Genomic DNA, 13,988 nt, shown 5'->3' with positions numbered 1-13,988 from the left:
TATTATGGTGACACCTATATCAGATGAATAGAATGTTTAAAATTAATTAAACAGACTATACAAGAATATTTAAAATCCAAAATATCAAATTATAAATTGGTATTACTGCTCATTTACAACTTAATTAGTTATTAATATCCACAAGAACTTTGGCATAAGTTAAACCAGAAACTTTTTGGCTATCTTCTGGAGACAGAGCAATTTTAACTTCTACAACTCTGGCATCCACATCTGCTGCTGGATCTGTATTTAGCACATCTTTTTTACCAATTTTTCTGCCAATTTCAGTGACAGTTCCCTTTAATTCGCCGCTAAATGCGCCGTTATCACTGGTGATAGTAGCATTTTGACCAAGACGCACTTTACCAATGCTGTCTTCAGCGACTTCAGCGATCGCAAACATTTGATTGGTTTGGGCAATTTCGGCAATGCCATTTGCGCCGATCGCTTCGCCCGATTTGGTGTAAACCTTTAAAATCTCTCCAGCGATTGGTGCTTGAACGTAACTTAACCTTAGTTCTGCTTCGGCTTTTCTGACATTTGCGATCGCATTACTAACTTGGGCTTGTGCTACTTGCACATCGGTAGGACTAACATCTAAAATTCTGCTCAGTTTGGCCTTTTCTTCATCGATTTGTCTTTGCAAAGTTGCTAAAGTTTTATCACGGTTAACTTTTGCTTCAATTAACTGCTGTTGCAAAGTTGCTAAATTTTGTATTTGGTTCGCTCTAGCCTCAGCAAGTTGCTGTCGTACAGTTGCTAATGTCTGCTTCAAAGTAGCTTGGCTTTCAACCACTTGCTGATTAGCAGTGATTGCACTCAAACGTCTACTATCCCGCTCTTGCTGAGAAATTGCACCTTCTTTATATAAAAAATCATAGCGTCCGGCATCAACTTGGGCATTACGCTGTTGGGCTTGAATACGTGTAAGCGTTGCTCTCAGAGCTTCTTTTTGCCCACTGAGTTCAGCTTCTAGGCGATTTACTGTTGCTTGTTGGACAAGTTTATCACCACTTAACTGAGCTGCAACTCGTGCGATCGTTGCTTGTTGACCATTTCTTTCCCCAAGTAACTGCGCTTGTAGGCGAGCAATAACTGCTCTTTGAGCTTGAATATCTCTTGGAGATCCAGCCCTGACTTGTGCTAAATTCGCACGGGCTTCTTGAACTTTCGCTTTTGCCTCTTGTAGTCCGGCTACTTGGGTATCGCGGTTGTCCAAAATTGCCACAATTTGACCTTGCTTTACCCGTTCGCCCTCTTTCACCAGAAGTTGCTGAATTCGTGACGATGGCGCTAATCCTGATGATGGGGCGGACAATTTAACAACTTCGCCTCGCGGTTCTAAACGCCCCACAGCACTAATGCTATTGGTAGATGGCATTACTGGTACGGATGTAGTTAGTTTTCTTAACTGCTCGATTTTGGCCGTACCTAGTATCCCAGCGGCGATTACTACTGGCACGGCTACAGCGATACCCCACCAAATCTTAGGTTGTTCATGATTTAGTGTCTGTTCACTTGGCTTTGGCTTTTCAGTCACCCTTGACATAGTATGTTGCCCATTTACCTGAATTGTGCTGATGGAAGTAAAAATAAAAAGGTTTTTAATCAACAGCCAGCTGTTAGGACAAACAACAGTGGTTTCAAGCTGGGTATAGCTTAAAAATCCATTGTGTGATGAACGTTCAACACTATGGCTTTACAAAATGGTGTTTTCTATAGCGATTGCTCGTACCCTACGGATACTCCTTCGGAGAACTCGTAGAGTAGCCGCTGCACGTTTATGTATGCAATACACTTTGACCTCTCTCCAAACCTCTCTTTTTTGAGAAGAGAGGCTTTGAGACTTACTCCCCAACGCTTGTAGGGAAGAGGGGGTTAGGTCTGTATTGAAACCCAGAAGCGCTATAGCCGATGGCTATTTAATAACTCTGAGTATTATTGAGACATGAGTGCAATGGGAGTTAGCAGAATTCACAAGCAGTATGAATCTAGATATAAAGACGCGATATATCATGTCTTTACACAAAATCCTAAATTGGTATGATGCGGTACTTTACTGCTACATTCACTATAGCTATAGTTAGTCACAAAATTGAAAAGAAACATCAAAAATAGACTGTTGTCTTTGTTGGACACAATCTTGCTACAAAAGTTAGTCTTCCTTAAGTCAATCAACGATTAACTAACTAAAAAATGTCTGTAAACTTGAACATTCCTAACATCAGAGTTTCCTTAACTTTCTGGTCAATGAGTTAGCTGTCTCTAGTTGCTTGCACCTGCCAAGACAACAAACCATTTTGTAATATTTGCTTCAAAGACCTTACTACTCTCCCTGTTGCTGTTTTGGGACTCCATTAAACTCTCGTTGAATGAATTCTACATTTATCCGTTACGCGAAAACGTAACAGAGCCTACAGATGGGGAGATGGAGGAATGATTAAGGTGGGAGGTCGAATAAAACTGTGGTCATGTAATTTTCTGCCCAAGCTGGGCCAAAGGCTTTTTCTAGTACGCGGCGGGTTTTATCGTTTTGCTGCTGTTTGGTGCAGTAGTTGTGTTGTCCGGCGAGATTTTGTGTGACTTGTTCAACTGAAACAGGACGTGAGGCGATCGCTTGGATGCAATGAATATCTAAAAATTCTCGCACCCGCGACAGAAACATTGTTTCTTCTTCTGGGGAACTGGGGCGCACAAAGATACAAAAATCCGAAAAAATATTTCCCCATTCAGGTAATTCACGGGGTTGGGAAAAGTTAAGCACTGTTAGCTGTGTCAGTGCAGAAGTATAAGATTCTGGTAAGGTACGCTCTAATTGAATCGGAGAAAGGTCTGCGATCGCAGCACTAATTTGACCTCTACCCCCAACTAAATCACAACCAAACATCGGCAGGTTGTATTCTGGACGAGGAAACATGACGCAGTGCAAAATATCCAGCATATTGCCGATTTTCGCCAGTTCCAAGTGCATTTTCCGAAACTGGGGCGTTTGATAGCAACGGTTTTCAATCGTCAGTTTTTCGCCTTCTAATCTTCCTTCCACATACCCCAACTCATTAGGCAAATGGTAAGGGGATAAATCCAGGTGCTGATGCCAAGCTGCCTCAATACAATCAGCTAGCTGACGAATTAGGGGATGTTGTTGCTCACGCAGCGAGGGCATAGAAGTAAATGACATATTCTAGTTGGGAATGCGATCTAGTGGCCAGTCTACAACCAGTCGTGCCATACCTGTTGTGGTCTGCAATATAAGCAAACACTTACACCCAGCCAACGTAAATTTATAAAACAGATACTTTTCACAAGGATTATTTATTTTGTAGTCTAGGTTACAGAAATAATTTTAGATTAGCCCATTTGTGAAGGCTAATAGAAAGCTATGAAACTAGATTCTCATAGACCGGATTTTGCTGTGCAAGCAAGAAGGCACAATCATCTGGAAGGCTTACAGAGGTTCAGAGCTTCTACTTGGGTAAACCTTTTGCAACTTCCCAAACCCTTTAGTTTTGACGAAGCACTTTTATTGTGTCCGGTTTCAGCAGATGACTGGCTAGCCTGGATTCCAGATCATGGAGAGACAATACTCAATATCGGGCAATTTAGTTATTAGTTATTGGACATTGGGTATTGGTTATTCACTTTGGAGAAATGACAAATGACAAATGACTATTGCCAGAAATCAGTGATATCGTATCCCAATTCCTCTAGCATGTGCCGCAGCAGGGGTAAACTGAGTCCAATTACATTGCTGTGACAGCCTTCAATTTTTTCCACAAAAAAACTTCCAAAACCTTCAATGGCAAAGGCACCAGCACACTTGAGCGGTTCACCTGTGGCAACATAGGCTTTAATTGCCTTCTCGCTCATTTGAGCAAAGTAAACTCTTGTAACTTGAGATTTGACTAAAGTACGGTTTTGGTGATGGTCAATTAAGGCGTGACCTGTGTACAAGTCACCAAAGTTACCTTGCATTATCTGCCAACGTGCGATCGCTTCAGAAAAGTCTGCTGGTTTGCCGTAAATTTCACCATTGATGGACAAAACTGAATCACAACCCATAATCAAAGTTGATTCAAACTGTGGGGCTACAGTTTCCGCCTTATACTGGGCAAGAGTTTTGACCAATTCTGCTGGTTCACTTAGTTCAATTTGCGACTCATCAAAGTCACTTGGTTTAACTATCGGTTCAATACCAACAGTTTGCAGCAAGCGGCGTCGGGCTGGGGAAGCTGAGGCAAGTACAAAAGGTGGAATTTTCATAAGATTTTATAAAAATTTGTTAATTGGGCATTGGTAATTAAGTTTCTTTCCTATCCCCCATTCCCCATTCCCGATTTCCTACTCCCCAATTAATAAACAGAAAAAGAATTGACAACCTCATCAATCATTCGTTTAACTTTCTGCCAGCGTTTTTCAGGAATTGAGGCGTTGAAGGTAAAAAGTTTACCACGACTCACAGCAACGCTAGCGATGTTGTGTCGTTGCTGTTGATTGGGGAGATTAACCTCATACTCTAAAAGGTAGTATGTTTTACCGTCTACTTCTCGCTGTGCGGCATTGACTAATTCAGCCGAACGACCAGAGTCAGGAGGCGCGAGAGCCGCTTTTCCTAATTTGTATCCTACTTCTGTTGGAGTTCCCAACTCTGACAAAGTTTTGCCTTCTGGAACTGGGCTAATCACAACCGAAACATTTTCAGACACCTCAATCAAATCGTGGAAAACCACATCTGGCCCATTGGCAACTTTAACTGGCAGCCAGCCGTTAGGATATAAAAACTGATAGCCATCACTAGTGTCTACAAAGCTTTTGAGTCCAGCCGCAGCCGCAACATCAGAATTACCTAGACTGAAGCTCAACACCAATAGCAAAATTAATACAATTCGTTTCCACATTTCTACAGATTCCTTTGGGCTGGAGATAACACAAGGCTTGCATCATTTCTCGTCTTTATTCTCCCACCAACCGGGACGCTTCGGATAATGCATTAAATGGTGAGGTTAAATGCCCAAATGTCGGCAAATACTTACTGAATTACTTGGGTTCACCTCTAATCGTAATGTTGTATGGTCTTACTGGTCTGCTAGTGGCCCTAACGCTCTTCTATATACTCTCTTAAAAAAAGTAGAGGCACACAGAGAATAACTTTGCGCCCCTCTGCGTAAACCTCCGCGCCCCTCTGCATTTCAAAACAAATTTAGTAAATAGGAGAGGCAGATAATTCTACCTCTCCTATATAGGGATAGACAAATTGCTTTAACTATCCCATGATTAATTCCAACTTACTAGGCTTAGTATCTGTTGGCTTTGTTGGGTTTGTGAACAAGAAAGCTGAGAATTTGGCACTGCTTGATGTTGTCAAAACCCACAACACGGATATAGCTGGTGCTGAATTGAGAACGGCATCCTTGAACTTCGCTCAATACTTCTTGAGTCGATCTAGCACCGAACAAAGGCAGCTTCCACATTGTCCAATATAATTCTGTTGGCTCAGAAGTTTCGTTAAACTCGATCGCTGGAATGTAACCTTGATTCAAAATGTACTGGATCTGCTTGGCAATTTGAGCATCAGACAGAGGGGGAAGATAAGAAAGGGTTTCGTAACGACGCTCTTTTGGTAAAGTTTGCATAGCTTTTGATAATGGGTTGCGATTTTTGACTACTAGGTTGACCGAACTAATTGGATAAGTTATCCAAATTCGGATCTGAAGTTGCTTGCTGTTCTGGTTGCAGACTGGGGTTAGATGTGTCTATTCGTGTGATGCGTTCTAAATGCTGGCGACGCTGTTCCATGTTGGCTTGCTGAATGCCAGTGCGAACCATTTCCGGTAAAAATTCGATGATTTCTTCCGCAATGTGTTCCCTGACAGTCATGATTCGCAAAGCCAAGTCTGGTTTTTCTCGCAACAGTTGCTCAATGTATGATTCACCATTCTGAATTTTGCCAGACGAAAAGTTATGCAACCAAAGTTCTAACGGAGGATTCGTTTCGCCTAGCTGTGCCAATACTGTCCTTAGAGCCTGATAAGTCAGGTAGCTTTGGAGAGTCTTGGCTGTGTCCTTCGCAATTTGCTTAAGATTCATGCTTGACCCCAGCCCTGAAGAGTTATGAGTTATGAGTTATGAGTTATGAATTCATGCAAATCCTAACTCCTGTACAGACACAATCGCGTCTCTACTTCTAACTCTTAACTCTTAACCGTTAACTCAGATCAGACGGTATCCATTGCTTCAAACTCGAACTTGATTTCTTTCCACAGTTCGCAAGCAACAGCCAGTTCAGGAGACCACTTGGCAGCTTCGCGGATGATATCGTTACCTTCACGAGCCAAGTTACGGCCTTCGTTACGAGCTTGAACAACGGCTTCCAAGGCGACGCGGTTAGCGGTTGCACCAGGGGCGTTACCCCAAGGGTGTCCCAGAGTACCACCACCGAATTGTAGTACGGAGTCATCACCAAAGATTTCTACCAGCGCGGGCATGTGCCATACGTGGATACCACCAGAAGCAACTGCAAATACTCCAGGTAGAGAAGCCCAGTCTTGGGTAAAGTAAATACCACGAGACTTGTCTTGCTCAATGTAGTTTTCACGCAACAGGTCAACGAAGCCCATTGTAATACCGCGCTCACCTTCCAACTTACCAACTACTGTACCGGTGTGGATGTGATCGCCACCAGACAAACGTAGGGCTTTAGCCAATACACGGAAGTGAATACCGTGGTTCTTTTGACGGTCGATTACAGCGTGCATAGCACGGTGAATATGCAACAAGATACCGTTATCACGACACCAACGAGCCAATGTGGTGTTGGCGGTGAAACCTGCGGTCAGGTAGTCATGCATGATGATGGGCATTTTGAGTTCTTTAGCGTACTCAGCCCGCTTCAGCATTTCTTCACAGGTGGGGGCGGTGACGTTTAGGTAGTGACCTTTAATTTCACCGGTTTCTGCTTGGGCTTTGTTGATAGCTTCAGCAACGAACAAGAAGCGATCGCGCCATCTTTGGAATGGTGCGGAGTTGATGTTTTCGTCATCTTTGGTGAAGTCCAAACCACCGCGCAAGCACTCGTATACAGCGCGTCCGTAGTTCTTAGCGGAAAGACCCAATTTGGGCTTAATGGTACAACCCAGTAAAGGACGACCGTATTTGTTTAACTTGTCGCGCTCAACTTGGATACCGTGAGGAGGCCCTTGGAAGGTCTTGATGTAAGCTACTGGAAAGCGGATGTCTTCTAGACGTAGTGCCCGCAGAGCTTTGAAACCAAATACGTTACCGACAATTGAGGTCAATACGTTGGTTACAGAGCCTTCTTCAAACAAGTCCAAAGGATAGGCAACGTAACAGATGTACTGGTTGTCTTCACCGGGAACTGGTTCGATATCATAGCAACGACCTTTGTAGCGATCGAGGTCGGTGAGCAAGTCTGTCCATACAGTTGTCCAAGTACCTGTGGAAGACTCAGCCGCTACAGCCGCACCAGCTTCTTCGGGAGGAACACCAGGCTGGGGTGTCATACGGAACGCAGCTAGAAGATCGGTATCTTTTGGTGTGTAATCCGGTGTGTAATAAGTTAGTCTGTAATCTTGAACCCCGGCTTTATACCCAGATTTGCTCTGAGTCTTCGTTTGAGCGTAAGACATATTTTATCCTTCCCTGAAATCACTCTTTTTAATTATCAAATCACGTTTCGTGCAACTTCACCCTTACCCCGCTCTTGCCCCCGTTGAGCTAGGGGAAGAGCCAAAAAATTTTTTGTTAGGAGTTGCCTTTGGCAAAGGTTAGCAGTTTTTTTGCGGCGGACACTTTGGTAGCGGTGGTAGCCCTCCTCACCAGTGTTTTCCCCTTCTAGGGGTACACGACTTAGCGCTTCTACTGTTCCCTCTTGCTAAAAATCAAAATTCTTTTATACCTCTTCTTCGCACCCAACTAAACCTTCTCAATTTCACCAAAACTTCCGCGTTTTGCGGGCAGCATTTAGATAATTCCCCCATAAATCAGGGTATTCAGGGGATTGGGCTGGCTGGCACACATTCCCGCCTTTACACTCCTTATATCTTCCCCTTTGATGGAAAAGATACCAGAAAAGAATTTACTTGACAGAGATTTAGTAGAGTGGTGAGCATAAAGATAAAAGAATTGCACACCACGTAATTTGTAACTTGTTTCACAATATATCAAGAATTCGATAAGTTATTCTTTGAAAGTTTTTAACTTATCTATTTAATTTTGTTATTACATAAAGATTTAAACTTTTTGTTACAAAAGCTTTACAAAATGTCATCAATGGCCCGTAGGTATGGCGCATAGTGCATGGGGCATGGGGGAGATAAGGAGCTGAGGGGAGAATTCCTAACTCAGCACTCCTAATGCCCAATACCCAATGTTTAAAAAATCCCAGCTAGGGGAACACTGAAATTAACCCAAAGCCAGTTTAGGTAAATGCTATGGGTACTGTCTCCAAAGGAAATGTCACCGTGGTATTGTTTTGCAAGCGTACTAGTTTATTGACTACTTCTATCTTGCTGGGGTTGATAGCTTTGCCAAATATGGGATGGGCACAAAAAACCCCTGATATTAATGCATCTGATGTAACCCCCGCTTACCCACTTTCCCCACCGCCACCGCGAGTAGAACCTTTGCCCGATAAGCGGGGAGTGCAAGAAAATTCCCCACAAACTGATTATCGGGTTGGTAACTTACTGGGAGATGTTACGGGTAATCTTTGGGTAGGTTCTTGGCGAGGGCTATCGCGGATCGATCCTAAAACCGGCAAGATTATTTCTCGTGTGAGCTTACCAAATGTTGCCATTGGTGCTTTAGCCCAAGACAAAGTAGGATGTTTGTGGGTAGGAAGTTATGAGGGACTAGTTCGAGTTGACCCCCGCACTAACGAAATCACTGCACAAAATTTATTTTTGCCTTCTAAACGCGTATTGTCACTATTACTTGACAAACGGGGTTATTTGTGGACTGGAACTGATAGCGGTTTAGCTCTCATTAGTCCTGACCAAGGCTTGATTATGACAACATTAAAAAATCTGCCTGGTGTCAGCGCTAACGCCCTAACTTTAGATGCTGAAGGTCAATTATGGGTTGGTACTCTTGATGGATTGGTGCGGGTAAATACTGCTAGTGCTGCGATTATGAAGCGAATAGCCGATTTACCTGGGACGACTGTACAAGCTTTAGCTATTAGTCCAGAAGGGTTAATTTGGGCGGGAATGCCGAATAATTTGCTAGTTGTTAACCCAAAAACTGGTGCAGTGTTGCGGTCTGTAACTCGTCTGCGCGGGCGTGACGTGACAGCGGTACGTTTTGCTAAAGATGGTAGTGTTTGGGTCGGGACTAGTAATGGTTTGTTACGATTAAATCCAAATACAGGAGCTGTATTAGACACAGAAGTTGCTGGACTTCCTTCTAGCCGGGTTCTTACCCTTGCACCTGACATCGGCAATAAATTATGGATTGGTACTAGTGAAGGTCTAGCTTGGTTAATGCCCAAAACGGACAGTGCAAAACCCCATATTGCTTTCAGCCGCGCTGTTAAATGATTAGTTAAGAGTTATGAGTTATGAGTTAAAAATTATTTTAAATTCAAAACTCCTAGGACTTACGTACTGTACAAATTAATCATAGTATGTTTCACGAAAATAGGTCGTTTCAGCCTTTATTAATTGTTCTTTGATGATCAGTAAACCCGCGCTGTAGGGGCACAGCAATGCTGTGCCCCTACGACAGATGTGGTTTTTCAAGCCCTACATACTATGTATTTTGTGTCAATGCGTAAGTCCTAACTCCTAACTTTTAACTTCTAACTCAGCACTCACTACTCAGCACTCAGCACTCAAAAAATGGCAATCACTACCCAGCAATTAATTCAATGGAAACAACAGGGACGTTCAATTGTCGCGTTGACCGCCTGGGATTATGCGATCGCTCAACTCCTCGATGCAGCTGGTGTAGACTTAATCCTTGTAGGTGACTCTATGGCAGTAGTTCTAGGGTATGAAACAACACTGCCGATAACTTTAGATGAAATGATATACCACGCCAAATCTGTGCGCCGTGCGGTTAAACGGGCATTAGTAGTTGTAGATTTACCTTTTTTGACGTATCAAGAAAGTCTTCAACAAGCGATGCACTCAGCTGGGCGGGTACTGAAGGAAACGGGCGCTCAAGCGGTAAAATTGGAAGGTGGCTATCCAGCGATCGCCGAAACTGTGGCTCGTTTAGTAGAAGCCGGAATTCCGGTCATGGGTCATGTGGGTTTGACACCGCAATCAATACATCAACTGGGTTTGCGACAACAAGGAAAGACCCAAGAAGCCAGTGAGAGGATTTTACAAGAAGCGATCGCTCTGGAACAAGCGGGTGTATTTTCTCTAGTGTTAGAGCATATCCCCGCAGATTTGGCAATGCAGATTTCACAAAAATTGAGTATTCCCACAATTGGTATCGGTGCGGGAATTCACTGCGATGGACAAGTTTTAGTTACCTCAGATGTCCTTGGACTGGCAGAAAAGCATCCACCATTCGCCAAAGTTTACACAAATTTGCGCGAGACGATTACCAAAGCCGTGCAAAATTATGCCGTGGAAGTGCGAGAGCGAAAGTTTCCTTAGAAAAGTTAAAGAAATAGGACTTACACTATAACTCTCTAAAACTCTTATTTCTCTGCGTCCTTTGCGTCCTTTTCCCAAGGGGAGACGCTAACGCGAAGGCGGTTCGTTTTTTCATTATTGTGCCTAAGTCCTAAGAAATAAGGTGCTAATCGAGAACAAAAAAACCCCGACTTGATAGCCGAGGTAGATGGGAGAAGTCCAAATGTCGATGGAATATTGCAATACCGAAGTCTGTTTTTCTTAGCTGAAACCCAATGTAACCAAAACTATATAGGTAATAGACAAGTTGCAATTTTAGCTATGCAGCTTACTTTGGGGCTTTGCTAAGTTATGTAAATAAATATAACAATAATATTAAAAACAGTCAACTAGACTTGACAAACAAAGGCTGATAGCCCTTATAAGGACTACTTATCAAAGCACGATGATCGAAAAATAAAACAGGTTACTGGCTAAAATAATGGGATGAAAATCAGAACCGCTCTTTTGGGGAGTAGAAAAATTAAGCGATTAGCTGCAAAATTCAGGGTAGGTGAAATTAAGCCAGAGATTTGAGAAGCTAGCTACTAGATCGCCAAAGTCTTTACAATTCCTTTGTTGACTCAAAAAGTATTCTCCGACCTATGACAAATCAAGCTCCTATCCCGGTTATTGTCAACGGTGCTGCTGGCAAAATGGGCCGTGAAGTGATTAAGGCGGTGGCGCAAGCGCCTGACTTAAACCTAGTGGGTGCAATTGACCACAGTTTAGAACATCAAGATAAAGACGCTGGGGAGTTGGCAGGTTTAAGCGAACCTCTGGAAGTGCCGATTACCAATCAATTAGAACCGATGTTGGGGTATGTGGCTGGTGACAGACAGTCTCCTCCAGGGGTGATTGTAGACTTTACCCATCCCGATTCAGTTTATGACAATATTCGCAGTGCGATCGCTTACGGTATTCGTCCTGTAGTCGGCACCACTGGGTTAAGTCCAGAACAAATTCAAGATTTGGCAGATTTTGCCGACAAAGCTAGCACTGGTTGTCTAATTATTCCTAATTTTTCCATTGGGATGGTACTGTTGCAACAAGCCGCGATCGCAGCTTCCAAATATTTTGACCATGTAGAAATTATCGAACTGCATCACAACCAAAAAGCTGATGCTCCCAGTGGTACTGCCATTCAAACAGCGCAGTTACTAGGAGAGTTTGGTAAAACTTTTAACCCTGCTATTGTAGAAGAAACGGAGAAATTACCAGGAGCGAGGGGCAGTATTGCAGATGAAGGGATTAGAATTCATAGCATCCGCTTGCCGGGATTGATTGCCCATCAGGAAGTGATTTTTGGCGCAGCAGGACAGATTTATACTTTACGACATGATACGAGCGATCGCGCTTGTTATATGCCAGGAGTGCTACTAGCGATTCGCAAAGTCTTAGCGCTAAAGTCGTTAGTATATGGATTAGAAAAGATACTTTAAACTTTAAACACACTATTGGGCATTCATTACTTAGCACTCATGTTAGTACCACTGACTCGCCAGAAATTTGAACAAGTTGTCCCCCTAATTGCCACTGGTTTGCAGTACAAGTACTACTGGGGGAAGTTCTCAAATTTTTTGCAACGGCTGTTAATTTCTGTAGTTGCGATAGTTGTTATTTTGCTTGTAACAGTTATTTTCAAGCTTGAGTTTGCTTCAATAGTATTTGTGCTAGGGGTAATTGGCGCTTTTTTTTGGTTGTGGTATCCAGTGTTTCAAGCAAGTATGCGGAATTTACAATGCCGCCGTTACAAGTACGGCGGCTTTTTCCGTGGTCGAGTCCTAGATTGGTGGATTACAGACCAGTTGATAGGTAAAACCGAAACAGTCAACAATAAAGGCGAATTGGTGATTGTAGAAAACCGAGAAAAACAGATAAATTTAGAGGTCGGTGATGATACAGGATTTAGCATTGAGTTTGTAGCACCATTGCGTCCTGCCCATAAAGTTATTACTCGCGGTCAAATTGCAGAAATGGTAGTGATGTCAAATCGCCCAGATTTGAGCAGCATTGAAGAATTCAGTGATATATACTTTCCCAATCGTGACCTGTGGGTTAGCGATTATCCTTATCTGCGGCGGGATTTCTTTAACGAAGTCGGTCGCCGCTTGCGTGAAGACCAACAACAAAAGCCGCGTCGGCAGCGTCGTAGAGTAGAGGATTGAAGAAGTGATTAGTATAGGTTTTGGGACTTAGACAAAAAGTAGTCAGAAAAAAGCCTCAAATTTATATACAGAGAGACTTTGACATCGTTTTGTTTAGTTTCTTGATATATCTGGATTTCAAGCATTTTTGAGCATTTAGTGTATTTTTATTGCCCTGTATGGGTTTGAGGATTATTTGTGCCTCAAAAATGTTTAAGTCCCGCTAGATGAGTGATATGAAATAAGTATCAAAATTGCCAGGAAACAGTTCCTTCAACTGTAAAGGGCAGTCCATAGCCAACACGACCGCCAAAATAGGTATTTTCAAAATACTCTGTGTCAAATAAATTTTTGAAGTTGAGTCCGATTCTAAACCTTTCTCGGTTATAGAAAATCGCTGCATCAGTCCGAAGATAACTCGGTACATCATAAGTATTGTCCAAATCTCCAGCGCGATCGCCTACAAAAAACAAACCTAAACCCAATCTTAACCCTTGTAAATTACCTTTTTGAATTTCGTAGATTGTCCAGAGGTTGAAAGCATGGTCTGCGGTATTAGGCAAACGATTTCCAACTTCAAAAGTAGCAATTCAGATCGACCCCAAATAAAAGCTGATGCCCAATTGAACCAGTAGAAAACTTACCAACAACATTTGTTGTGAGAGTGTAATTCGTGAAATATTGGTCATATATTGAGAAAGAAGGGCTAATAGTTCGGTTATCTTCTTCCAAACTTTCAGGTCTTGTTTGTGCGATATAGTAACTATTAAAACCATACCGAAAAGCGTTTCTCAAAGACCAATTGTCGCTAAATTTATGTTCTGGCTCATATCCAATCCTTGTAGTTGTTCCGTTTGCTTCATCGCTGAAGTAGTGAAAAGCGATCGCATAAAAGTGTGTGAACAATAAGCGTGGCTGTAGCAATCGCCTACATCAGTTTTTGGTTGACAGCGTAGAGGCTAGATAGGCGAGTCAAGAGACATCACCTTGGGTGGATGAGGAAAAAGCGCTCTGGAGCGATTGCCTGCGCCCAAAAGTTTGCGCTCCAACAACCTCCAAAATTCAATGAACGACTGCCCGAATTCAATAAACGATTGCCCGAATTCAATAAACCATCGCCCAAATTCAATAAACCATCGCCCAAATTCAATAAACGATCGCCCGAATTCAATATAGAAACTTAGCTAATTTGCTTTGA

14 protein-coding genes are annotated in these 13,988 nt (G+C 42.8%); 5 read left to right on the top strand and 9 right to left on the bottom strand.

Annotated elements, in window-relative coordinates:
• Nucleotides 1–124 precede the first annotated feature (124 nt).
• Both ACFE93_RS12955 and ACFE93_RS12950 read right to left on the bottom strand, forming a co-directional pair.
• On the bottom strand, nucleotides 125–1,549 hold the full coding sequence (locus ACFE93_RS12955; protein WP_375473673.1) for an HlyD family efflux transporter periplasmic adaptor subunit: 1,425 nt from the start codon (nucleotides 1,547–1,549) through the stop codon (nucleotides 125–127).
• Between the two features lie 891 nt (nucleotides 1,550–2,440).
• Nucleotides 2,441–3,178, bottom strand: coding sequence for a phycocyanobilin:ferredoxin oxidoreductase (locus ACFE93_RS12950; RefSeq protein ID WP_375473672.1), 738 nt, complete (start codon nucleotides 3,176–3,178; stop codon nucleotides 2,441–2,443).
• Nucleotides 3,179–3,379: 201 nt separating this feature from the next.
• Here ACFE93_RS12950 and ACFE93_RS12945 point away from each other — a divergent pair, with 201 nt between their 5' ends.
• Complete coding sequence (locus ACFE93_RS12945; RefSeq protein WP_375473671.1) at nucleotides 3,380–3,610, top strand: hypothetical protein; 231 nt, start codon at nucleotides 3,380–3,382, stop codon at nucleotides 3,608–3,610.
• A gap of 56 nt (nucleotides 3,611–3,666) precedes the next feature.
• Here ACFE93_RS12945 and ACFE93_RS12940 read toward each other — a convergent pair whose 3' ends face one another.
• From ACFE93_RS12940 to ACFE93_RS12920, 5 genes are all read right to left on the bottom strand, one after another.
• Nucleotides 3,667–4,260 carry a Maf family protein gene (locus ACFE93_RS12940; RefSeq protein WP_375473670.1) on the bottom strand — a complete coding sequence of 198 codons (594 nt, stop codon included), beginning with the start codon at nucleotides 4,258–4,260 and terminating at the stop codon, nucleotides 3,667–3,669.
• Nucleotides 4,261–4,349: 89 nt separating this feature from the next.
• Entirely contained in the window at nucleotides 4,350–4,895 is a 546-nt protein-coding gene (gene psbP, locus ACFE93_RS12935) for a photosystem II reaction center PsbP (protein ID WP_375473669.1), read from the bottom strand.
• A gap of 396 nt (nucleotides 4,896–5,291) precedes the next feature.
• Entirely contained in the window at nucleotides 5,292–5,630 is a 339-nt protein-coding gene (locus ACFE93_RS12930; RefSeq protein ID WP_104905046.1) for a ribulose bisphosphate carboxylase small subunit, read from the bottom strand.
• A gap of 46 nt (nucleotides 5,631–5,676) precedes the next feature.
• Nucleotides 5,677–6,084 carry a chaperonin family protein RbcX gene (locus tag ACFE93_RS12925; RefSeq protein ID WP_375473668.1) on the bottom strand — a complete coding sequence of 136 codons (408 nt, stop codon included), beginning with the start codon at nucleotides 6,082–6,084 and terminating at the stop codon, nucleotides 5,677–5,679.
• Nucleotides 6,085–6,212: 128 nt separating this feature from the next.
• Nucleotides 6,213–7,643 (bottom strand): form I ribulose bisphosphate carboxylase large subunit, encoded by a 1,431-nt coding sequence (locus ACFE93_RS12920; protein WP_335076711.1) that lies wholly within the window; start codon nucleotides 7,641–7,643, stop codon nucleotides 6,213–6,215.
• Between the two features lie 804 nt (nucleotides 7,644–8,447).
• Between ACFE93_RS12920 and ACFE93_RS12915 the strand changes: the two genes are divergently transcribed.
• The 4 genes from ACFE93_RS12915 to ACFE93_RS12900 all read left to right on the top strand — a co-directional run bounded on the left by ACFE93_RS12915 (nucleotide 8,448) and on the right by ACFE93_RS12900 (nucleotide 12,811).
• On the top strand, nucleotides 8,448–9,554 hold the full coding sequence (locus ACFE93_RS12915) for a two-component regulator propeller domain-containing protein (protein WP_375473667.1): 1,107 nt from the start codon (nucleotides 8,448–8,450) through the stop codon (nucleotides 9,552–9,554).
• Nucleotides 9,555–9,854: 300 nt separating this feature from the next.
• Nucleotides 9,855–10,625, top strand: a complete 771-nt coding sequence (gene panB / locus ACFE93_RS12910) for a 3-methyl-2-oxobutanoate hydroxymethyltransferase (protein ID WP_375473666.1) — start codon at nucleotides 9,855–9,857, stop codon at nucleotides 10,623–10,625.
• 623 nt (nucleotides 10,626–11,248) lie between these two features.
• Nucleotides 11,249–12,085 carry a 4-hydroxy-tetrahydrodipicolinate reductase gene (dapB, locus tag ACFE93_RS12905; RefSeq protein WP_375473665.1) on the top strand — a complete coding sequence of 279 codons (837 nt, stop codon included), beginning with the start codon at nucleotides 11,249–11,251 and terminating at the stop codon, nucleotides 12,083–12,085.
• A 39-nt stretch (nucleotides 12,086–12,124) separates the two neighbouring features.
• Entirely contained in the window at nucleotides 12,125–12,811 is a 687-nt protein-coding gene (locus ACFE93_RS12900) for a phosphate ABC transporter permease (protein ID WP_375473664.1), read from the top strand.
• A 227-nt stretch (nucleotides 12,812–13,038) separates the two neighbouring features.
• Here the strand turns inward: ACFE93_RS12900 and ACFE93_RS12895 are convergent, their stop codons facing one another.
• A complete protein-coding gene (locus ACFE93_RS12895) occupies nucleotides 13,039–13,353 on the bottom strand; it encodes a TonB-dependent receptor domain-containing protein (RefSeq protein ID WP_375473663.1) in 315 nt (104 codons plus the stop codon).
• A gap of 13 nt (nucleotides 13,354–13,366) precedes the next feature.
• The gene (locus tag ACFE93_RS12890) at nucleotides 13,367–13,714 is read right to left on the bottom strand and encodes a hypothetical protein (protein WP_375473662.1); all 348 of its coding nucleotides are present in this window, start codon (nucleotides 13,712–13,714) and stop codon (nucleotides 13,367–13,369) included.
• Between the last annotated feature and the right edge of the window lie 274 nt (nucleotides 13,715–13,988).

This window comes from uncultured Nostoc sp. (assembly GCF_964247315.1).
Classification (GTDB): Bacteria; Cyanobacteriota; Cyanobacteriia; order Cyanobacteriales; family Nostocaceae; genus Nostoc.
The sequence above is the reverse complement of the archived record's forward strand: the minus strand, read 5'-3'. Positions and strand labels throughout refer to the sequence as shown.

Coding starts and splice junctions, on each gene's coding strand:
- ACFE93_RS12955 (WP_375473673.1), bottom strand. CDS start 1,549: ATGTCAAGGGTGACTGAAAAGCCAAAGCCAAGTGAACAGACACTAAAT.
- ACFE93_RS12950 (WP_375473672.1), bottom strand. CDS start 3,178: ATGTCATTTACTTCTATGCCCTCGCTGCGTGAGCAACAACATCCCCTA.
- ACFE93_RS12945 (WP_375473671.1), top strand. CDS start 3,380: ATGAAACTAGATTCTCATAGACCGGATTTTGCTGTGCAAGCAAGAAGG.
- ACFE93_RS12940 (WP_375473670.1), bottom strand. CDS start 4,260: ATGAAAATTCCACCTTTTGTACTTGCCTCAGCTTCCCCAGCCCGACGC.
- psbP (WP_375473669.1), bottom strand. CDS start 4,895: ATGTGGAAACGAATTGTATTAATTTTGCTATTGGTGTTGAGCTTCAGT.
- ACFE93_RS12930 (WP_104905046.1), bottom strand. CDS start 5,630: ATGCAAACTTTACCAAAAGAGCGTCGTTACGAAACCCTTTCTTATCTT.
- ACFE93_RS12925 (WP_375473668.1), bottom strand. CDS start 6,084: ATGAATCTTAAGCAAATTGCGAAGGACACAGCCAAGACTCTCCAAAGC.
- ACFE93_RS12920 (WP_335076711.1), bottom strand. CDS start 7,643: ATGTCTTACGCTCAAACGAAGACTCAGAGCAAATCTGGGTATAAAGCC.
- ACFE93_RS12915 (WP_375473667.1), top strand. CDS start 8,448: ATGGGTACTGTCTCCAAAGGAAATGTCACCGTGGTATTGTTTTGCAAG.
- panB (WP_375473666.1), top strand. CDS start 9,855: ATGGCAATCACTACCCAGCAATTAATTCAATGGAAACAACAGGGACGT.
- dapB (WP_375473665.1), top strand. CDS start 11,249: ATGACAAATCAAGCTCCTATCCCGGTTATTGTCAACGGTGCTGCTGGC.
- ACFE93_RS12900 (WP_375473664.1), top strand. CDS start 12,125: ATGTTAGTACCACTGACTCGCCAGAAATTTGAACAAGTTGTCCCCCTA.